General features: G+C 44.0%; 17 protein-coding genes. 8 read left to right on the top strand and 9 right to left on the bottom strand.

The window, feature by feature from the left end; all coding sequences use genetic code 11:
• Window positions 1-31: 31 nt before the first annotated feature.
• Window positions 32-352, bottom strand: a complete 321-nt coding sequence (clpS, locus tag AND4_RS09545) for an ATP-dependent Clp protease adapter ClpS (RefSeq protein ID WP_009842760.1) — start codon at window positions 350-352, stop codon at window positions 32-34.
• Between the two features lie 698 nt (window positions 353-1,050).
• Between clpS and cspD the strand changes: the two genes are divergently transcribed.
• Window positions 1,051-1,269, top strand: a complete 219-nt coding sequence (gene cspD, locus AND4_RS09550) for a cold shock domain-containing protein CspD (protein WP_009842761.1) — start codon at window positions 1,051-1,053, stop codon at window positions 1,267-1,269.
• Window positions 1,270-1,415: 146 nt separating this feature from the next.
• On the opposite strand, the gene AND4_RS09555 is transcribed toward cspD, so the two are convergent.
• Window positions 1,416-3,641 (bottom strand): NADP-dependent isocitrate dehydrogenase, encoded by a 2,226-nt coding sequence (locus tag AND4_RS09555; protein ID WP_009842762.1) that lies wholly within the window; start codon window positions 3,639-3,641, stop codon window positions 1,416-1,418.
• Window positions 3,642-4,008: 367 nt separating this feature from the next.
• On the opposite strand from AND4_RS09555, the gene AND4_RS09560 reads away from it, so the two are divergent.
• Window positions 4,009-4,713, top strand: coding sequence for a pseudouridine synthase (locus AND4_RS09560; RefSeq protein WP_009842763.1), 705 nt, complete (start codon window positions 4,009-4,011; stop codon window positions 4,711-4,713).
• Between the two features lie 89 nt (window positions 4,714-4,802).
• Here the strand turns inward: AND4_RS09560 and AND4_RS09565 are convergent, their stop codons facing one another.
• Window positions 4,803-5,465, bottom strand: coding sequence for a DUF2057 family protein (locus AND4_RS09565; RefSeq protein ID WP_009842764.1), 663 nt, complete (start codon window positions 5,463-5,465; stop codon window positions 4,803-4,805).
• Window positions 5,466-5,724: 259 nt separating this feature from the next.
• A complete protein-coding gene (locus tag AND4_RS09570) occupies window positions 5,725-6,711 on the bottom strand; it encodes a porin (protein WP_009842765.1) in 987 nt (328 codons plus the stop codon).
• Window positions 6,712-7,224: 513 nt separating this feature from the next.
• Here AND4_RS09570 and dinG point away from each other — a divergent pair.
• From dinG to xthA, 5 genes are all read left to right on the top strand, one after another.
• Window positions 7,225-9,300 (top strand): ATP-dependent DNA helicase DinG, encoded by a 2,076-nt coding sequence (dinG, locus tag AND4_RS09575; protein ID WP_009842766.1) that lies wholly within the window; start codon window positions 7,225-7,227, stop codon window positions 9,298-9,300.
• 14 nt (window positions 9,301-9,314) lie between these two features.
• Window positions 9,315-10,100, top strand: a complete 786-nt coding sequence (locus AND4_RS09580; protein ID WP_009842767.1) for a TSUP family transporter — start codon at window positions 9,315-9,317, stop codon at window positions 10,098-10,100.
• The gene (locus AND4_RS09585; RefSeq protein WP_009842768.1) at window positions 10,097-10,642 is read left to right on the top strand and encodes a primosomal replication protein; all 546 of its coding nucleotides are present in this window, start codon (window positions 10,097-10,099) and stop codon (window positions 10,640-10,642) included. The genes AND4_RS09580 and AND4_RS09585 overlap by 4 nt, the downstream gene beginning before the upstream one ends.
• The gene (rsmS, locus tag AND4_RS09590) at window positions 10,642-10,806 is read left to right on the top strand and encodes a pleiotropic regulatory protein RsmS (protein ID WP_009842769.1); all 165 of its coding nucleotides are present in this window, start codon (window positions 10,642-10,644) and stop codon (window positions 10,804-10,806) included. Before AND4_RS09585 ends, rsmS begins: the two co-directional genes overlap by 1 nt.
• Window positions 10,807-11,028: 222 nt before the next feature.
• Window positions 11,029-11,835, top strand: a complete 807-nt coding sequence (gene xthA, locus AND4_RS09595) for an exodeoxyribonuclease III (RefSeq protein WP_009842770.1) — start codon at window positions 11,029-11,031, stop codon at window positions 11,833-11,835.
• A gap of 82 nt (window positions 11,836-11,917) precedes the next feature.
• On the opposite strand, the gene AND4_RS09600 is transcribed toward xthA, so the two are convergent.
• The 5 genes from AND4_RS09600 to AND4_RS09620 all read right to left on the bottom strand — a co-directional run bounded on the left by AND4_RS09600 (window position 11,918) and on the right by AND4_RS09620 (window position 16,772).
• Window positions 11,918-12,595, bottom strand: a complete 678-nt coding sequence (locus AND4_RS09600) for an ABC transporter permease (protein WP_009842771.1) — start codon at window positions 12,593-12,595, stop codon at window positions 11,918-11,920.
• A gap of 2 nt (window positions 12,596-12,597) precedes the next feature.
• Entirely contained in the window at window positions 12,598-13,338 is a 741-nt protein-coding gene (locus AND4_RS09605; protein WP_009842772.1) for an ABC transporter permease, read from the bottom strand.
• An 81-nt stretch (window positions 13,339-13,419) separates the two neighbouring features.
• Entirely contained in the window at window positions 13,420-14,190 is a 771-nt protein-coding gene (locus AND4_RS09610; protein ID WP_009842773.1) for an ABC transporter substrate-binding protein, read from the bottom strand.
• A gap of 79 nt (window positions 14,191-14,269) precedes the next feature.
• Complete coding sequence (locus tag AND4_RS09615) at window positions 14,270-15,040, bottom strand: ABC transporter ATP-binding protein (protein ID WP_009842774.1); 771 nt, start codon at window positions 15,038-15,040, stop codon at window positions 14,270-14,272.
• A 235-nt stretch (window positions 15,041-15,275) separates the two neighbouring features.
• The gene (locus AND4_RS09620) at window positions 15,276-16,772 is read right to left on the bottom strand and encodes a hypothetical protein (RefSeq protein ID WP_009842775.1); all 1,497 of its coding nucleotides are present in this window, start codon (window positions 16,770-16,772) and stop codon (window positions 15,276-15,278) included.
• Between the two features lie 538 nt (window positions 16,773-17,310).
• On the opposite strand from AND4_RS09620, the gene pflB reads away from it, so the two are divergent.
• Window positions 17,311-19,587: a formate C-acetyltransferase gene (gene pflB, locus AND4_RS09625; protein WP_009842776.1), complete on the top strand. Its 2,277-nt coding sequence runs from the start codon at window positions 17,311-17,313 to the stop codon at window positions 19,585-19,587.
• Window positions 19,588-19,728 lie beyond the last annotated feature (141 nt).

The raw sequence follows: 19,728 nt of genomic DNA on the forward strand, positions 1-19,728 counted from the left end.
ACAACTTGGGTTGTCCGAGCAAGTCTTCTTATTACGCTTGCTCCATAGTACATAGTAGCGGATGCTCATTTTCCCTTGAGTACATCGTCACTTGCGCTACTTTGGTTTCAGCAATTTCTGCACTATAAGTGCCACAAATTGCCTTTCCGTCATAGTGGATCTTGAGCATGATTTGCGTCGCTTTATCGATATCATGCGAAAAGAACCTCTCAAGTACCTCTATGACGAAATCCATAGGTGTGTAGTCATCGTTATTAAGCACAACGTTGTAAAGCTTTGGCGGCTGAACTTTTGTACTTTCTCTCTCCAGAAGATCAGAGTCTGGAGTAACCCATTCAAAATTTTTACTCATGGCTTTCAAAGATATCGTATCAAAGGGTTGATGTGTTCGACCTATAAGAACAATCTACCATAACCATACCACGTGGTGTAGTGAGCCGTTGCACCTAATTCGAATTTGATTGATAAAATTTACACCCTTATATAGAGACTAATGCACCTCTGGCAGGCGCGCAAATAAAAGATTTCTATCACTGGCACAGAATATTTTTGAAGTTAAATTCAAAAATCTCAGACACACTTCACTTTCTATTTACTTTTTCTAAGGCCAAGCTCAGAGTGATAAAGAAATCACTAATTATTGCAAAAATCATACTTTTTATTCACTCAATAGTAATATTTCGATGCATCAGCCCAATCTAGCATTCACCCTGCTTATATCAGTGACTTATAGGTACCATCACAAAACTTCGCCAAACTATGTCAAGTTAGCTTGCATATTCATCAATTTAAAAACAATTTATTTTAAAATTTGTATCTGATTGTTCTGTTTCACTATTGACTGTCGGGATTCATTGACTACATTGGAATGTGTTGATGCATAAATCCTCATTCTGGCTTCGTTGATTTATAACAACCAGATGATATGGGTATGCTCGCTCGACGTGTGTTAGCTATGACGAACACCGCAATGGCTAACAATGAGGCCAAGCTGAAGGGATAGCTTGGAGAAGTAACAACATCAGTAAAATGCATGAAGGATGTAAAAGCATGGCGACAGGTACAGTAAAGTGGTTTAACAATGCAAAAGGATTTGGTTTTATTTGTTCGGACGAGGAAGAAGGAGATATTTTCGCCCACTACTCAACTATCCAAATGGACGGGTATCGCACACTGAAAGCGGGCCAACAAGTCTCGTACGAGATAGAGAAAGGCCCTAAAGGTTCACACGCAAGTAGCGTTGTGCCGATAGAATGTCAGGCCAAATGAATCGAGCACTGTCAGAAAGACAAACCATTTGCTCTCATGAAAGCACGTATTACCTGCTTTCATGAAGAGAAAAATAAACCCGCATAAAGCGGGTTTATTGTTTTTATAAGTCTTAACTACGCGCTACCGAAATAGCGCGTACAAGGTTACTTATTGATGATTGCGTTTAGCGTTTCGCTCGGACGCATCAACGTGGACGTTAATGTATCATCAAGAGCGTAGTAACCGCCTAATTCACCTTTCACACCCTGCGCGTTGTTTAGCTCGGAAACAATCGCTTCTTCTTGCTGCGCAAGCTCTGCTGCTACTGGCGCAAACTCAGCGGCTAAATCAGCATCTGCCGTCTGTTCTGCTAGTGCTTTCGCCCAGTAAGACGCAAGGTAGTAGTGGCTACCACGATTATCTAGCTCACCAACTTTACGTGATGGTGACTTATTGTTGTCCAAGAACTCACCCGTTGCTTTGTCCAATGCATCAGCAAGTACCTGGGCTTTTGCATTCCCTGTAACACTGCTTAAATGCTCAAGAGATGCAGCTAGTGCAAGGAACTCACCTAGAGAATCCCAACGTAAATGATTTTCTTTTTCTACCTGCTGAACATGCTTAGGCGCAGAGCCACCTGCTCCCGTTTCAAACAGTCCGCCACCATTCATTAATGGCACGATAGATAGCATCTTCGCTGAAGTGCCAAGCTCTAGAATTGGGAATAAATCCGTCAAGTAGTCACGAAGCACGTTACCAGTTACCGAAATGGTATCTAGACCTTCTTTGGTGCGCTCCAGAGAAAATTTACATGCATCAATTGGTGCAAGGATCTTAATTTCAAGGCCTGAAGTGTCATGCTCAGGAAGGTAGGCATTCACTTTCTTGATAAGTTCCGCATCATGAGCACGAGCTTCATCTAGCCAGAATACCGCTGGAGCACCCGAGGCACGGGCGCGAGTAACGGCAAGTTTGACCCAGTCTTGAATTGGCGCGTCTTTGACCTGACACATACGGAATATGTCGCCCTCTTCTACCGCTTGTTCAAGAAGAACGGCACCAGAGGCGTCTACAACACGCACGTTGCCTGCTGCATCTAGGATGAAGGTCTTATCATGTGAACCGTACTCTTCAGCCTTTTGAGCCATTAGACCTACATTTGGCACACTGCCCATGGTCGTGGGATCAAAAGCACCGTGTTCTTTACAGAAATCGATAACCGCTTGGTAAATACCCGCGTAGCTACGATCTGGGATCATTGCTTTGGTGTCTTTTTGCTTACCGTCTGGCCCCCACATTTGGCCAGAAGCACGAAGCATTGCTGGCATTGAAGCATCAACGATAATGTCGCTTGGTACGTGTAGATTGGTGATGCCACGATCTGAGTCCACCATCGCCAGTGCCGGTTGTGTTTCGTATACCGCAAAGATAGCCGCTTCGATTTCCGCTTTTTGGTCCGCAGGAAGCGACTCAATCTTAGCGTACACGTCGCCAATACCGTTGTTTACATCAACGCCTAGCTCTTCAAACAGCTTGCCGTATTTCGCAAATACATCTTTGTAGTAAACCTTGACTGCGTGGCCGAAGATAACGGGATCCGATACCTTCATCATGGTCGCTTTCATATGCAAAGAGAGCAAAACATCTTGCTGTTTCGCTTCTGCAATTTCTTTCTCAAAGAACTCAACCAGTGCTTTCTTGTTCATTACTGAACAGTCGATCACTTCTTTGTCTTGCAAAGGGAATGCGGGTTTCAGTTCTTTTACCGTACCGTCAGCAGAGACGAACTCAATTTTAACGTTAGTCGCACCAGAAATGGTCGTCGATTTTTCGCTGCCGAAAAAGTCGTTGTCAGCCATGCTTGAAACATGAGACTGAGAATCGGCTGACCACGCGCCCATTGAGTGTGGATTTTTCTTCGCGTAGTTCTTCACCGAGAGTGGTGCGCGACGGTCTGAGTTCCCCTCACGCAGTACCGGGTTAACGGCACTGCCTTTGATTTTGTCGTAGGTTGCTTTAATCGATTCTTCTTCGTACGTGCTTGGTTCTTCTGGATAATTTGGTAGTTCGTAGCCTTTTGCTTGTAGCTCTTTTATTGCGGACTTTAACTGCGGGATTGACGCTGAAATGTTTGGCAACTTGATGATGTTTGCTTCGGGCGTTTTCGCCAACTCGCCTAATTCTGCCAGCGCGTCACCGATACGCTGACCTGCTTTTAAATGTTCAGGGAAGCTAGCAATAATTCGCCCCGCAAGCGAAATATCACGTGTGTCTACATTGATGCCAGACGATGCCGTAAATGATTGGATGATCGGTAGTAATGAATAAGTTGCTAACGCCGGGGCTTCATCAGTGATGGTGTAGATAATGGTAGGTTTTTCTGTAGGCATGAAATTTCCCTATTTTTACTCAACTAAGCTGAACAACTCAGCAACTGAGTTGGTTGAATTTACGCATTGCTTAACGTTAGTAGTGCATTCCTCCATACCAACGCGAGATGCGGTTTACACTCTTTCTTATAGTTTGAAGCTCTGTGGCTTTCTATCCATGAGTGGTTTGTGCCAAGTTTGCTTTCATTAAGTTCTTTACAAAAACACCTTACTAAAAGCAACTTGGCTATATCATTAAACAAATAACACGAAATAGTCTATTATTCTGTGCGCTTTTGCTAGTTTTAGGCGCGCAAATGATAGCCGATATAAAGAAAACATAAAACTTTCAAACACAGTTTATTTACATTTTTGCAAGGTAGTTAACATGTCATCTCGCACAGGTCATGAAAAGAGTCGCCATAATCCCAAATCCAAACCAAGCCATTTTAAACGCTCTGGCAAGCCAAGCCACACAAATGGACAAGCGACAAATCGACCTGGTAGGCCAACTCGTTCTTCAAAGCCTGCGAAGCCACGTATCGCTCCAAAAGACCGTAAAGTGGTCATCTTTAACAAGCCTTATGACACATTGAGCCAGTTTACTGATGGCGATGGTCGAAAAACGCTTGCTGACTATATTCCAGTAAAAGATGTTTATGCCGCAGGTCGACTAGACAGAGACAGCGAAGGGTTGATGGTGCTGACCAACGACGGCATTTTGCAGGCTAAATTGACTCAACCACAATCAAAGTCACCCAAGACGTATTGGGTACAAGTGGACGGCGCTCCAACTGAAGAAGACTTAGAAAAACTGCGTAAAGGTGTTGAGTTGAAAGATGGCATAACCTTACCAGCAATCGTTGAAGTCATGCCTGAACCTGAGATTTGGGAAAGAAACCCACCCGTTAGATTTCGAGCAAATATCCCGACAACTTGGCTAGCAATCACTATTATAGAGGGTCGAAACCGCCAAGTAAGACGCATGACTGCGCACATAGGTTTCCCGACACTGCGTTTAGTTCGCTATTCTATGGGCAGTATTGTTTTAGATAACTTAAAACCAGGCGAATGGCGAGAGATAAACCTCTGAGCTCGAATCCCACAAAGAGCCCAATTAAAAAGAAATAAAAAAAGCAGGTCAACGCCTGCTTTTTTTATTTTGACCCTTATCAACCCTGCTTATTGTTGCTTGACCCAAGTCATGAATGCCTGACGTTCTTCGTCTGTCATTTCTAGGTAAGCAATCTTAGCCTTGGTTACTGGTGACGTCACTCTTGGTGTACTTTTGTTGGTAGACATAGCAGTGTTTGCCTGCAGTTCAGGCAAGTCAACGTTTTTTCCGCCCGCAAAGAAAATACCATTCGCTTGATTGTATTGCGCTAATTGCTCATCAAGATTGGAGTATGGGAACGCTCCTTTCTTGCCTGGCATTTTATATTGCGAGTAATCAATAGACTTATCGTTGAAACTTACTTTCCAGTCCATTTTATCTTGCTCAAACAGCTTGTCTGCCTGACGTTTTTCTCTAAAAGATGGCGCATCAATATAAAGCTCGCCCGCACTAGAACGGAAACCGATGATGTACGGTGCTGAGTAAACTTGAGTACGTTTATCACCACGCCCAATCGCTTTGTTTACTTTAACGACCACTTGATTCAAACCATCAACCAGACCAAACGGCTCACTCAAATCATCCGCACTAATACCATTGACAAACAGCACCTGAACACTTTGAGCGGTGCTGAGGATCGCTGATGCATCTGTTTTATTGGTTGTGTCTGCATTTGCGGTTGTACCAAACAGCCCTAGCACAAATGACAACATCAAAGCTTTTAGTTTCATATTCCTAGTAACCTTAAAATTCAATTAATGACATCAAAAACGTTAAATCTCGCTTACCATTCATCACAGTGAAGCACTCATTGATAAAAAGCCAATCATTACTTAAATAATTCACTATCAATAATTGGTAAGCGCATTCAAGTTTCTAGCCTAATGCTCACCCTCTCTGTGCTTACTCGCTAGCAAGAAGCCGAGGCACTTGAATGCAAAAAAGGCCGCAATGACTGCGACCTTTACAATATCTACTTAAGTTCTGTAATTAGAACGTGTAGTAAACACCAGCAACAACTAAGTCACCTTCAGTTTTAGAAGAAACAGCTTTGTTGTCTTCTTCGCTTGCAGTGTACTCGATGAAAGATAGAACGTTACCAGTTAGAGCGTAGTCAGCACCAAACGTGTAGTAAGATTGGTCGTGGTTACCTTCGTAATCAGTGAAACCGAATGAAGTGTAAACGCGTGCTTCATTCATTTGGTAAGCTGCAACTGCAGACCATGTATCTTGGTCAGCTTTGTTTAGCTCTTCAGCAACGTAGTTAACTGCCGCAGAGAAGTTGTCCATGTTGAAACGAACAGCCGCACCCATTACTTGGTAATCAGTACCAGCAACGTCACGGTTCTCTTGATCTTGGTAAGAAGCACCAACCGTAAACATATCATTGATTGCGTATTGTGCAGATAGACCAAATGCAGTGTCAATATTCTCGTCTTGGTTCAAGTATGCGTCAGCGATAACAGTTAGCTTGTCAAAGCTGCCTTTAACCGAAACAGCATGGCCGTCACTTTCTTTTGATTTTACGAAATCATCAACGTAGCCAAGCCCTTCGTTAGTGTTGTCGATAGTGATTGCGTCTAGAGAATCACCGAAGTCGCCGATTTCACCGACAGCCACACCCCAGTTTTCACCAAAGTTAGCGCCGAAGTAAAGATCATCAGTGCGAACGCGAGCGTGGTCAGCGTTACTATCTTTGTCGAAGAACTCACCGTTTTCTAGCTCAAATGAGCCGAAAAGCGTTACGTCTTCGTTTAGTTTGTGCTCAGAGTCGATTTGAATCTTAGCCCAAAGGTCAACGTCTACATCACGTTTAGTTGTAGTTGCGCCGTTTTCTTTGACTTCTACAGTACTTACGTAAGTATCAATTTCACCTTTAACATTGAAAGATGTTGTACCGTTATCGTAGATGTTGCCTGCTGCTAGTGCAGACGAAGAGATACCTGCTACTGCTAGAGCTACTAGAGTCTTTTTCATAATTAATCCACTGCCTTTTCTTAGATTGGGATATCCTTTCCGATTCCCTTTTTTATATTTTTGAGGTTGGCTGTTATCAATTTATAACAACGTATTACCTGCAAAATCTGGGCACTAGAGTGCAAAAGATTATTCTGACTGTCAAATTTTCTAAAAAACAACATCAAAAAACACAAACCATTTAAAAACAACAACTTACAGTGTTGCATTTAAAACATTCGACAAGGTTATAAACAATCAGCTTCGTTTTCATTAATTTAGCAATCCATAAACAACAAATATAAAACACTATACAATTGAAAGAACCCCACTACTATAAAGAACTTTCCACTACCAATTGGGCTTTTTTGAAGGTTTATATTTTTCAAGCTGCGAATTTATTTTCACTCAGTTTGAGTTCAACATTTTTTTGTGAACAAGATCTACATTCCGTACAAAAGCATTCCATTTTGTCAACTACTGTCGAGGCAGGGATATGTGCTATTATGCGCTACCAACGTACTTGAGGCCCGTATGCTTACTAGTAACATCCAAAAATCGATTCGAACCAGTTATCAGAATTTACAAGCCCAACTGGATAACTTTGTTCCGAGAAGAGCTCAAAACTACCTTGTCGCAGAAATCGCAAAAACGCTATGCGGGCAGTACCACAAATCAAATCGTATGCTAGTCGCCGAGGCAGGTACTGGCATCGGTAAATCTCTCTCTTATTTAATGGCCGCGATCCCAGTAGCGGTGCACAATAATCGCAAGGTGGTCATTTCAACCGCAACCGTGGCATTGCAAGAGCAGTTAGTGAATAAAGACCTTCCTCTTTTTCGAAGAATTACAGATCAAGAGTTTTCTTTTATTCTTGCGAAAGGGCGTCAACGCTACTGCTGCGCAGAAAAACTTGCCACAGCCAGTGGTGTGGATGGTGGTCAACTTGCCATGTTTGAAACTAAGCCAAAGAAGAATGACATCGAGCTTTTGGAGACCATGTATCGCTCTCTCGCTCAAGGCAAATGGGATGGTGACCGTGATTCTTGGCCGAAGCCAATTGATGATCGTCTATGGCAGCTGATAGTGAGTGACAAGCACAGTTGCAACAACAGTTTGCCCGCTCACCGCAACTGCCCGTTCCAGAAAGCTCGAGCTGAGTTAGACAAGAATGACGTCATCATAGCAAACCATTCTTTAGTCATGGCTGATGCAGACTTGGGCGGTGGCGTGATTCTTCCAGAGCCTGAAAATACCATTTATGTATTTGACGAAGCTCACCACCTCCCTCACGTCGCTCGTGACCATGCTTCGGCGTCTGCAAGTTTAAAAGGTGCTGCAGCTTGGTTAGAAAAGCTCAATCAATCCACCAGCAAATTTTCATCAATGGCAGATGAAAAACGTGTCGCACGTTTTCGTAATGATTTGCAACAATCAGTGCAAGAGCTTATTCCTGCATTGAACCAACTAGCCAAACAGTTTGACCCTGCGCAGTTTGAAGAGAATATTTATCGCTTTGAACATGGCGAGCTACCCGAGTGGTTAGAAAACCAATCTAAAGACCTCAAGCAACTGAGTAAAAAGGCCAACCAAAGTGTCGCAAAGATCGCTGATCTTATATCCGAACGAGTTAAAGATGGTGAACTCTCATCAAGGCTGGCCGAACCCGCACTCGCTGAATTAGGTTTTTACATTCAGCGCTTGGAAAACCTTGCACAAGTGTGGAACCTGATGGCAGAGCCAACCCGTGACAAAGGTGCACCATTAGCTCGCTGGCTGGAGAAACACCCAGACCAAGAGGGCGATTACATAGTTAATGTCTCCCCGCTGGAAATTGGCTGGCAACTCGAACAGAAAATTTGGAGCCGTTGTATTGGTGCTGTCCTACTCTCTGCCACAATGCGAGCGCTAAACTCGTTCAGCTATTTCTGCCATCAAGTTGGTATCGATGCGAAACCTGAATCGGGCACTCAGTTTTTAGCACTGGCCTCTCCGTTCGACTATCAGAACCAAGCCGAGCTTTTGATTCCAGCAATGAAGTATGAGCCACAAGCGCCTCAATTTACCGAATATCTTATTGAAGTTTTGCCTAAGTATTTAGAAGACAAAAAAGCCAACTTGGTTTTATTCTCCTCTTATTGGCAAATGAACAAAGTGGCGGATGCGTTGAGTTCAGACTTCATAAAGCGAGGCTGGGCTCTGCAAGTGCAGGGTGAGAGTTCACGTTCGGAAATTCTAAAAAAACATAAAAAGCTTATTGAACAGCACAAAACTAGCATTCTATTTGGTACGGGTAGCTTCTCCGAAGGTCTTGATTTACCTGGTGAGCAGCTAGAAAACCTTATTATCACTAAAATTCCATTTGGCGTACCGACTTCTCCAGTAGAGCAAGCGCATTCAGAATATATAGAGAAGAAAGGTGGAAATCCGTTTATGCAGATCACCGTTCCGGAGGCAAGCAAAAAGCTGATCCAAAGTGTCGGTCGTTTACTGCGCAAAGAACGTGATTCTGGTAGAGTAACTATCCTTGACAGACGCTTAGTCACAAAACGCTATGGACAAGCTTTAATTGACTCGCTTCCTCCGTTTAAACGCAAGATCGAATATTAGAAGAATAATTTTTTATGGAAATGATTGAGCCAACCATGCTGTTGGTGTTGGCGCTCGTCGCTTTTGTTGCTGGATTTATAGATGCTGTTGCCGGCGGTGGCGGTATGCTTACTGTACCCGCGTTGCTCTCATTGGGTCTGCCGCCACATGTCGCTCTGGGTACCAACAAACTAGCCGCGTCTTTTGCTTCTTCGACTGCTGCATTCACCTACTACAAGAAACGCCTGTTCAAACCTCAGTGCTGGGGTCGAGCCTTTATCTCTACCCTTATTGGTGCAACGTTAGGAACACTCTTGGTTGATGCCATTAGCACAGAATGGTTAGAAAAGGCACTGCCTCTTATTATTCTTGCGGCAGCAATGTACACCGTTTTCCATAAAACACCTCAGTCAACAAATCAGAGCCCAACACCTGAACCTTGTCCTATGCTAAATAGAAAGCAGTATGCCCAAGGATTTACCATCGGCTTTTATGATGGCCTAGCAGGGCCTGGCACTGGCGCTTTTTGGACGGTAAGCTCGATGGCACTTTATCGAATGAACATCCTACTGGCTTCCGGTCTTGCAAAGGCAATGAACTTTACCAGTAACTTTACCTCTCTTATTACTTTTGCGGTATTAGGTCATATCAACTGGTTACTTGGCTTAACCATGGGGCTCTGCTTAATGGCTGGCGCTTTCGTTGGTGCGCATTCAGCAATTCGGTTTGGCTCTAAATTTATTCGTCCGGTGTTTGTTACCGTGGTAAGTGTGTTAGCGATAAAACTTGCTTACGACGCTTGGTTTGTGGGATTAACATGAACATTAAACAACTTTCTGAAAACCTAACACAGATGTCTAACCAAGCTGCGGTGCTTGACAGGCAGCGCGGCGAACATCATGTTTACCTTTTTGATGAGCGGTTGTTTCATTGTCGGTCTCGCTTGCTCACCCCCTGTGTCAAAGAAGCAAATACCACACTTGATACCATCATAAGAGAGCAAGATGAAGGCAAGCTGACCGCGCTTCGAGCTGAATACTTGACGGAACGTTTGGTGGCACAAATCACGGCGATTCAGCGTGAAATATCCACCACCAAGATTCGTAAAGGTGAAATCAAGCACCGCAGCCACTTCAGAAAACCCATCAATTTGTTATACCAAGAGTTAGCACAGCATCAAGAGTGGGCTCGACGTTTGCGTGAAATGGTGTTGGAGAAACAACATGCTGTTGAAGTGGCCCCCAGTTTTGCTAGAGCAGAAGCGCAAAAGGTCTTAATAGCAACAGAGAAAAGGCTGGAACGTTGTGAGGCCGCTTTGCTTAAATTAGAAAACCAAATAACTCATAGGGAAAAGAATCAATAATGTCAGAACAGCCAAAATCTCCTCTTGATAACGCACCACCAGAGATCAAACTCGCTGTTGATTTAATTTATTTACTCGAAAGCAATGAGATTGAGCCAGAGATAGCACTCAGAGCAGTAAAGATCGTACAAAATGATTTGGAGAATAAGCTTAAGACAGAGTAGTAAATCGCTGTTGGATCCTTTCTTGATGTATGCTGATGTCTTGCAACCTACTCATTGTTCACTGTCTACTACTTTTTACCAGGTACCCATTTCTCACTCTTTGCCTGCTACTGACAATATGACAACATCTCACGACTTCTCACCCTTGCATGAGAACCATTTGCACCTTCCAATTGCAATGGTAACATCTTACGCAAACACGCCCCTTGAGAAGGATAGAAAATGAAAGTAATCAGCTTTAACATCAATGGACTTCGAGCACGTCTGCATCAACTTCAGGCGCTTATCGACAAGCACCAACCGGACGTAATTGGCCTTCAAGAAATCAAAGTTCACGATGAAGCATTCCCTATCAAAGATGTCGAAGCAATGGGGTATAAGGTTTACTTTCACGGCCAAAAGGCCCACTACGGTGTGGCAATGCTGTGTAAACAAGAACCTGTCAGCGTGCAAAAAGGGTTCCCAACCGATAATGAAGAACACCAAAAACGCATGATAATGGCGACATTTGAAGATGAGAACGGCGAGAAGGTAACGGTTCTAAATGGTTACTTCCCTCAAGGTGACAATATTGCTCATGAAACCAAATACCCATACAAGCGCCAGTTCTACAAAGATTTAATGACCTATTTGACTGACTATCACTCTAACGATGAACAACTTATCGTTATGGGAGACATTAATATCAGCTCAATCGACGCGGACATAGGTATCGGTGAACCAAACCGCAAGCGTTGGTTGAAGACAGGGAAATGTTCTTTCCAACCAGAGGAACGCGAATGGTTGCAAACGTTGCTAAGCTGGGGTTTCGAGGATACTTTCCGCAACCTACACCCAGAAGTGGACGACCGTTTCTCATGGTTTGATTACCGGTCTCGTGGCTTCGATGACAACCGCGGCCTGCGTATCGACGTAATTCTAGCCACCCCATCGCTAGCGAAGAAATGTATTGAGTCCGATATCGACTACGAACTTCGCGGTATTGAAAAGCCTTCTGACCACGCACCGATTTGGTCGACGTTTAAATAGCCGAACACCTCTCCCAAATACCAAAAAGAAAGAGCGCCAATTCGCGCTCTTTCTTTTTGGTCGCAGTAAAGTGACTGGCGGTTTAGCTTAATGGTTTTAGATAAGCTAAAAAGCGCTTCTCTGCCATTTTAAAGCACCATAAAATAATGAAGGTCAATGCCATATAAAACAGCCCAGCCGCTAAAAATGACTCGAATGGTGCGTAATATCGAGCGTTGACTAAACGAGCTGCCCCTGTCAAATCCATGATGGTGATGATACCGGCGACCGCGCTACCATGAAGCATAAAAATGACTTCGTTGGAGTAAGCTGGTAATGCGCGACGCAGCGCACTTGGCAAAATAATGCGGCGATAAGTCATAAACTTGCTCATACCGTACGCTTTCGCTGCCTCCACTTCACCACTAGGTAGTCCATTGATTGCACCACGAATAATTTCGGCTGTGTAGGCAGATGTGTTCAATACGAAAGCCACCAGCGCGCAGAACCAAGCGTTCTCCCACAGTGTGTCTTTTACCGGAAAGAATTGGTCCATACCGTAGTAGATAAGATAAAGCTGAACGAGCAAAGGGGTTCCACGAAAAAAGTAGATAAATGCCCATGATGGCAGGCTCAATACGTAGTTCTCACTATTACGTGCTATTGCGAGAGGAATCGATATCACTAGACCGATGACCAACGCTATAGCAACCAGCCATACCGTTGTCCACAGGCCATCAAGGTAGATTGGCAAACTTTCAACAATCAATGAGAAGTCCATGGTTACCTCGCGTGAATACTGAATTTGCGTTCGACGAGCTTGAGCAAGCCTGTCGAAATACTGGTGAAAAACAAGAAGATGATCGCGACGGCCATATAGAAAGTGAAAGGCATTTTGGTCGTACCGGCCGCCAACGAACTCACTCGCACCATATCTTCCAAACCAATAATTGACACTAAAGCCGTCGTTTTCAGTAGCACCAACCAGTTGTTACCAAAGCCGGGTAAGGCATGTCGAATCATTTGAGGTAATAGGATTCTACGAAACGACATTAATGGACTCATACCATAAGCTTTTGCGGCCTCCAGTTCCCCCTTGTCCACGGCCATGATCGCACCACGGAATGTCTCGGCCATGTAAGCGCCAAAGATAAACCCAATCGTCAGCACACCAGCAATAAAAGGGCTGACGTCAATGTAATCGGGTAAGTAAGAGGTCCACTCATGGCTCGGGTCACTGGCAATGAACCACTCGTTGAGCGTTTCATTGATCGAATAAAGACTATTGTTTAATAAGATCTGACCACCGAAGAAAATCAGCATCATTAGAACGAGGTCTGGAATACCGCGAATGATGGTGGTGTATAGTGTTGCGATGGCTCTCGCCCACTTGTAAGGCGCCAGTTTTGCCAGTGCACCAAGCATTCCAAGAACCACGGCTAAAAGTAAAGAAAGTACGGCAACCTCTATCGTTACCAGAGCCCCTTTTAAAATTGAGGCTTCATATCCTTGTAGGTCCAGCATAGGTAAGTTCCTAATCCCTAAACTCAAAAGACCGACCGTCGACGACTTCTAGGAACAAGCCAACGGTCGCTCAGCGGCAGCTTAATCACCGTAAACATCATAGTTAAAGTACTTACCTGCAATTTCTTGGTAAACACCTTTCTCACGCAATGACAAGATGGCAGCATCTAGCTTCTTAGTTAAGTCTTTATCTTGCTTACGAACCGCAATACCAAAACCCTCACCGAACCATTTTGGATCCGTTAGAGAAGGGCCAACAAATTCGTATGCGTCACCACCCTCTTTATTCAATACGCCCGCTTCAAGCGCCGATGCGTCGCCCAGTACTGCCGCAACACGACCGCTTGCAAGATCTAAGTAAGCTTCATCAAATGAGCCGTAACGTACGATTTCAACTTTGTCGCCGTAGTTGTCTGTCAGGAACTTATCGTGAGTGGTCGCACGCTGAACAGCGATTTTTTGACCGTCAAGGTTATTAAAGTCTAAGTTCGCACCTTTTTTTGCAATGTATTTATTTGGAATCAGTGCGTATTTCCCTGTGAAATCAACTCTCTTCTTACGCTCTTCAGTGATCGACATTGCCGCGATAATCGCATCGTATTTTCGAGCAAGTAAAGAGGGGATGATGCCGTCCCAATCTTGCGCAACGATCTCACATTCCACTTTCATCTCTGCGCAAAGTGCATTCGCCATGTCCACGTCAAAACCTGTCAAAGAACCATCGGGTTCAGTCTGGCTAAACGGCGGGTAAGCTCCCTCGATGCCAAATCGTACGGTACTCCACTCCTTCGCCTGTACGGCACCAGACACAACTGCGGCAGCAAGCGTTGCTGCAAATAACCACTTTTTCATTTCCATACTCCTGTGATTGTTTTGTTTGATTTTAATTATTGTGCTCAATGGGAGGCAAAAAACTGCCGCCTGAAAAATTTTAGTAGATAGACGAGATAAATTGCTGTAACCGCTCCGAATCTGGGTTTGTAAATAGCTTAGCTGGATCTCCCTGTTCTTCCACTAAACCTTGATGTAAAAACATCACATGGTTAGATACGTCACGTGCAAAGGCCATTTCATGGGTAACAACGAGCATGGTCCGACCTTCATCTGCCAAATCTCGCATCACACCCAACACCTCTCCAACCAGCTCAGGATCGAGTGCGGAGGTAGGTTCATCGAACAGCATCACTTCGGGATCAACAGCAAGAGCACGAGCGATGGCCGCGCGTTGCTGCTGACCACCAGACAGGTGTCCTGGGTAATAGTCTTTTCGCTCGTACAACCCTACTTTTTTCAAGATTAACTCTGCGTTTTCGATAGCTTGCATCTTAGGTACACCGAGAACATGTACTGGTGCTTCAATCACATTTTCTAGTACCGTTAAATGTGACCAAAGGTTAAAGCCCTGAAACACCATGGCCAAGCGTGATCGAATACGTTGGACTTGTTTTTCGTCGACTGGGATAGGCTCCCCTGCTCGGTTATCTTTCATCTGGATAAGCTCGCCCTTTACCCAAATTTCTCCGGCAGTTGGGGTTTCGAGAAGGTTAATACATCTTAGGAAGGTACTCTTGCCGGACCCGGAAGAGCCAATGATAGAAATAACATCGCCTTTGTGAGCGGCAAGTGAGATGCCTTTGAGGACTTCATTCGGTCCAAATGTTTTGTGCAGGTCTTTTATATCTAGCGCTGGTACATCATTCATTGCGCCTTACTCCCTGTGTTCTAGTCACTGCAATAAGGGACTCCGCCCTCCTTTCGTTAAAATAAGCTATCATCACCCTTACTGAGTTGCAACAAATTATCAACCTTGCAAACACGACTATACATACAAAAAATATGGAACAATATGCAACTTATAGCCAATAAGTCTTTAAATGTTGAATATTAAACACAAAAAGCCCCTCAGTTGAGGGGCTTAACAAACAAATAATTAACAACTAGTTTTTGCCATTCTCGATAATGACTACATTTTCTTTTAGGAGGCGCAATTTACGCTTTTTCACGTCGCTGGCAGTTGAAACTAAACCATTTACATCCGAAAAGTCAGAAACTGATGCAGTAACTACACTCTGAATATCAAAGCTGTTATTTAAAAAGTACATGATAGAGTCACTTTTGAGTGAATCTAGAGCAGCAGCACTTACCTCTAACCTGTCCACACTATTATTTGGCACTAGCACTTCTTCTGAACTTTCCATGAACACTTGGTTGCTATTAGGTTTAGCAAAGATACTTTGATAGAAGTTACGATTACCATTGTTCGTCGAAGAGCGTATGTGAGTACGTTGGATGTCAAAATCATCTGTATTAAAACCTACTGCATTTAAACAAATTTTGCCCAAAGAGCAGTTTGCCAAAACCATAGATGAATCGAAATTGCTTACGAATGGCGCGTAAATATTCAAGTCAGAACCATCGTATGAGTGCAACGAAGAATAATTCCAATTGCCTGACGTGGTTGTCCCGCCTAGCTCAGCAGTCCATCCACTCGCACTAAGGTTTGAGTTTGTGTAAGAAAGCGAATTCGTTGAATTGTAGATTGGCTGCCATTGGTATATCTCATTATGTAAACCAACCTCTACAGCACTATTGTTGTTAAGCGTAATACCATTCACAGTGAGATTAACATCGTTACGACTAACCGGATTCATAAAAATCGTAGGAGCACTCGCTGGAGGGTTATTTACATCATAAATAGCCGAACCATCTGCCAACACAAAATAATTTAAGTCGCCATACTGACCGGAAGAAAGCGAATCGAAGGCAGTAATCAAAACCTTTTTAGTCGTATTTAACGGAGCAGCAACCGGAATGTTTGACGCAACCGAATGACCATCAACTTGAGCATCCACATAACTACTTTGATAGAACTTAGTGGCACTGCTGTTCTGCGCAACCGTAATTACAGCATTGTCAGAACGATTTTGTTTATTGTTCTGTTCGCCCAATAAACACGCATTCGAAGAACTCTGCAACTGCCTTACATTGACGATCATGCTCTGCAAAAATTCTTTTTGAACAGCAAACATATAAACGTCTTGAGTTCCACCTATGGTCCCATCCAACTCTTCAAGTGAGACATAACCTTCATTTGGCACTTTTGCTGAATCAATCGTTACCTTTCCGTTAGAGGGAATATTGTCAATGGTTTGATCGGAAATAACAGTACCATCAGCATTGTGAAACAGAACTTTAAATCCAGCATTTGCCACTTTTGCCGTGATTACCTTATCGGTACTGCCTGCCAACTCATCGTAAATAACACAACCAGCTTTCACATTACTCTTATTTTCAGCATATAAGTGGACAACTTGCCACGTGTATTTCGGTGCGGGAGCTGGACCACCACCGCCACCGCCACCACCGCCGCCTCCGCAGCCGACCATTAATCCGGAAATAATTGCCACTAGCGGCAGTGTTGTAAGCTGTTTCATGTCTTCTTCCTAAACTGAGCGGCAATGATTAGCCAAAAAATCGTCTTTGCAAATCTTTAGCAAAAATGAAGCCAGTTTTTAATGCCTTTTATTGATGTCATCAATAAAGTCACGATTCATTCGCCGTTTGAAGACAGGGTTGTGCTCCCGATCGGTTTCATCGTTGTCGGTTAAGAAAATAAACTTTCGCCAAATATGCACATAGCCGCATAAAAAATAAAAGTTTGTCTATAATGTACGCGTTAAAAAAAGTTTAGGTAGCGCTGATCGAACGCCAATATTTATCGAGATTTTTGAGCATTTATTGATTTAGTTTAAGGTTTACAGCATTTTTTTAGTTTAGTGTTGAGTTGTGGTTAGGGAAAACCTCATTGTCAGTAGTGACCATATTTATAGTTTTATGCCCGCGCATGTGTCTGTTTAAGACTATACATATTGTTATTCATTAAGTGTGTACTGCTCTCCACCTAACCATGGAGATAGCTGGCTCAACGGCGAATCAGTACGAGTTTTTTTCTACTAATAAGGTAGGTATGTCATGGCAGAGCAATTTGCTAAAGCTTGGGAAGGTTTTGCGGCAGGCGACTGGCAAAACGAAGTAAACGTTCGTGATTTCATTCAGAAGAACTACACTCCGTACGAAGGCGACGAATCTTTCCTAGTTTCTGAGGGCACTGAAGCGACAAACAAGCTTTGGGCCAAGGTAATGGAAGGTATCAAAATAGAGAACGCAACTCACGCGCCTGTTGATTTCGATACTTCAGTTATCTCTACCGTTACTGCGCACGATGCAGGCTACATCGAAAAAGACCTAGAAACTATCGTAGGTTTACAAACTGAGGCTCCTTTAAAGCGTGCAATCATTCCTAACGGTGGCATCCGTATGGTTGAGGCTTCTTGTAAAGCTTATGATCGCGAGCTTGACCCACAAGTTAAGAAGATCTTTACAGAATACCGTAAAACGCACAACACTGGCGTATTCGATATCTATACTCCAGATATTCTAGCATGCCGTAAATCAGGCGTTCTAACCGGGCTTCCTGATGCTTACGGACGTGGTCGTATCATTGGTGACTACCGTCGTATTGCTCTGTACGGTATCGACCGCCTAATGGAAGATAAGCTAGCTCAATTCAAGTCTCTACAAGTGCGTTTTGAGAATGGTGAAGATCTACAAATGACGATGCAGCTTCGCGAAGAGATCGCTGAACAGCACCGTGCACTTGGCCAAATGAAAGTGATGGCTGAGAAATATGGTTGTGATATCTCTCGTCCAGCAGAAACGGCACAAGAAGCAATCCAATGGACTTACTTTGGTTACCTAGCTGCGGTTAAGTCTCAAAACGGCGCAGCAATGTCTCTAGGTCGTACTTCTACTTTCCTCGATATCTACATCGAACGTGATATCGCAGAAGGTAAGATCACTGAAGTCGACGCACAAGAGATGATCGACCACTTCGTAATGAAACTTCGTATGGTTCGTTTCCTACGTACTCCTGAGTACGATGATCTGTTCTCTGGCGACCCAATCTGGGCAACAGAGTCTATGGGTGGTATGGGCCTTGACGGTCGTACGCTAGTGACGCGTTCAAACTTCCGTTTCCTAAACTCTCTGTACACTATGGGCCCTTCTCCAGAGCCAAACATCACTGTACTTTGGTCTGAGCAATTACCTGAAGGCTTCAAAAAATTCTGTGCAAAAGTGTCTATCGATACTTCATCAATCCAGTACGAGAACGATGACCTGATGCGTCCGGACTTCGAGTCTGATGACTACGCTATCGCATGTTGTGTATCACCAATGATCATTGGTAAACACATGCAATTCTTCGGTGCTCGCGCTAACCTAGCTAAGACTCTTCTATACGTTATCAACGGTGGTGTGGATGAGAAACTGAAGATCCAGGTTGGTCCTGAGATGCCTAAGATCACTGATGAAGTTCTCGATTTTGATGATGTGTGGGGCAAGCTAGACCACTTCATGGATTGGCTGGCAAAACAGTACGTAACTGCACTAAACAGCATCCACTTCATGCACGACAAGTACAGCTACGAAGCAGCACTAATGGCTCTGCATGACCGCGACGTTCGTCGTACTATGGCTTGTGGTATCGCTGGTCTGTCTGTTGCAGCAGACTCACTATCTGCAATCAAGCACGCGAAAGTTAAACCAGTTCGTGACGAAGATGGCATAGCAATCGACTTTGAAATCGATGGCGATTACCCTAAATTTGGTAACAACGATGCTCGCGTAGATGACATCGCTTGTGAACTTGTTGAAGTATTCATGAACAAGATTCGTCAGCTGAAGACTTATCGTGACTCAATCCCAACTCAGTCTATCCTGACTATCACTTCAAACGTGGTATATGGTAAGAAGACGGGTAACACACCTGACGGCCGTCGCGCGGGTGCTCCTTTCGCACCAGGTGCTAACCCTATGCACGGCCGTGACGAAAAAGGCGCAGTTGCATCTCTAACGTCTGTTGGTAAATTGCCGTTTGCCCATGCAAAAGATGGTATCTCTTACACGTTCTCTATCGTACCTAACGCTCTAGGTAAAGATGAAGGTTCACAACGCGCTAACCTTGCAGGCCTAATGGATGGCTATTTCCACCATGAATCTGGTATTGAAGGTGGCCAGCATTTAAACGTGAACGTGCTTAACCGTGAAACCCTAGAAGACGCGGTGAAGCACCCAGAGAAATACCCTCAGCTAACCATCCGTGTATCGGGTTACGCTGTACGCTTCAATTCTCTGACTGCAGAGCAGCAAGCTGACGTAATCGCACGTACATTCACTGAGTCTCTATAAGACCGATTGAATTAGCACTCTGAGTAATAATTAAAAGGCCGATGCTTAGCAACATCGGCCTTTTTTCGTTTCTTGGACTAAAGTTGCGACATTGTGGGAGATTTTGTGTGTGATCTTCCGTATGATGCGAAAAAAGCTGGC

The sequence above is a fragment of the Vibrio sp. AND4 genome (genome assembly GCF_000171815.1).
GTDB lineage: Bacteria > Pseudomonadota > Gammaproteobacteria > Enterobacterales > Vibrionaceae > Vibrio.

Bases quoted from the DNA above. Each gene is read 5' to 3' on its own strand.
- clpS (WP_009842760.1), bottom strand. From the start codon at position 352: ATGAGTAAAAATTTTGAATGGGTTACTCCAGACTCTGATCTTCTGGAG.
- AND4_RS09605 (WP_009842772.1), bottom strand. From the start codon at position 13,338: ATGCTGGACCTACAAGGATATGAAGCCTCAATTTTAAAAGGGGCTCTG.
- AND4_RS09560 (WP_009842763.1), top strand. From the start codon at position 4,009: ATGTCATCTCGCACAGGTCATGAAAAGAGTCGCCATAATCCCAAATCC.
- AND4_RS09615 (WP_009842774.1), bottom strand. From the start codon at position 15,040: ATGAATGATGTACCAGCGCTAGATATAAAAGACCTGCACAAAACATTT.
- rsmS (WP_009842769.1), top strand. From the start codon at position 10,642: ATGTCAGAACAGCCAAAATCTCCTCTTGATAACGCACCACCAGAGATC.
- AND4_RS09585 (WP_009842768.1), top strand. From the start codon at position 10,097: ATGAACATTAAACAACTTTCTGAAAACCTAACACAGATGTCTAACCAA.
- AND4_RS09570 (WP_009842765.1), bottom strand. From the start codon at position 6,711: ATGAAAAAGACTCTAGTAGCTCTAGCAGTAGCAGGTATCTCTTCGTCT.
- xthA (WP_009842770.1), top strand. From the start codon at position 11,029: ATGAAAGTAATCAGCTTTAACATCAATGGACTTCGAGCACGTCTGCAT.
- AND4_RS09600 (WP_009842771.1), bottom strand. From the start codon at position 12,595: ATGGACTTCTCATTGATTGTTGAAAGTTTGCCAATCTACCTTGATGGC.
- cspD (WP_009842761.1), top strand. From the start codon at position 1,051: ATGGCGACAGGTACAGTAAAGTGGTTTAACAATGCAAAAGGATTTGGT.
- dinG (WP_009842766.1), top strand. From the start codon at position 7,225: ATGCTTACTAGTAACATCCAAAAATCGATTCGAACCAGTTATCAGAAT.
- AND4_RS09610 (WP_009842773.1), bottom strand. From the start codon at position 14,190: ATGAAAAAGTGGTTATTTGCAGCAACGCTTGCTGCCGCAGTTGTGTCT.
- AND4_RS09580 (WP_009842767.1), top strand. From the start codon at position 9,315: ATGGAAATGATTGAGCCAACCATGCTGTTGGTGTTGGCGCTCGTCGCT.
- AND4_RS09620 (WP_009842775.1), bottom strand. From the start codon at position 16,772: ATGAAACAGCTTACAACACTGCCGCTAGTGGCAATTATTTCCGGATTA.
- AND4_RS09565 (WP_009842764.1), bottom strand. From the start codon at position 5,465: ATGAAACTAAAAGCTTTGATGTTGTCATTTGTGCTAGGGCTGTTTGGT.
- AND4_RS09555 (WP_009842762.1), bottom strand. From the start codon at position 3,641: ATGCCTACAGAAAAACCTACCATTATCTACACCATCACTGATGAAGCC.
- pflB (WP_009842776.1), top strand. From the start codon at position 17,311: ATGGCAGAGCAATTTGCTAAAGCTTGGGAAGGTTTTGCGGCAGGCGAC.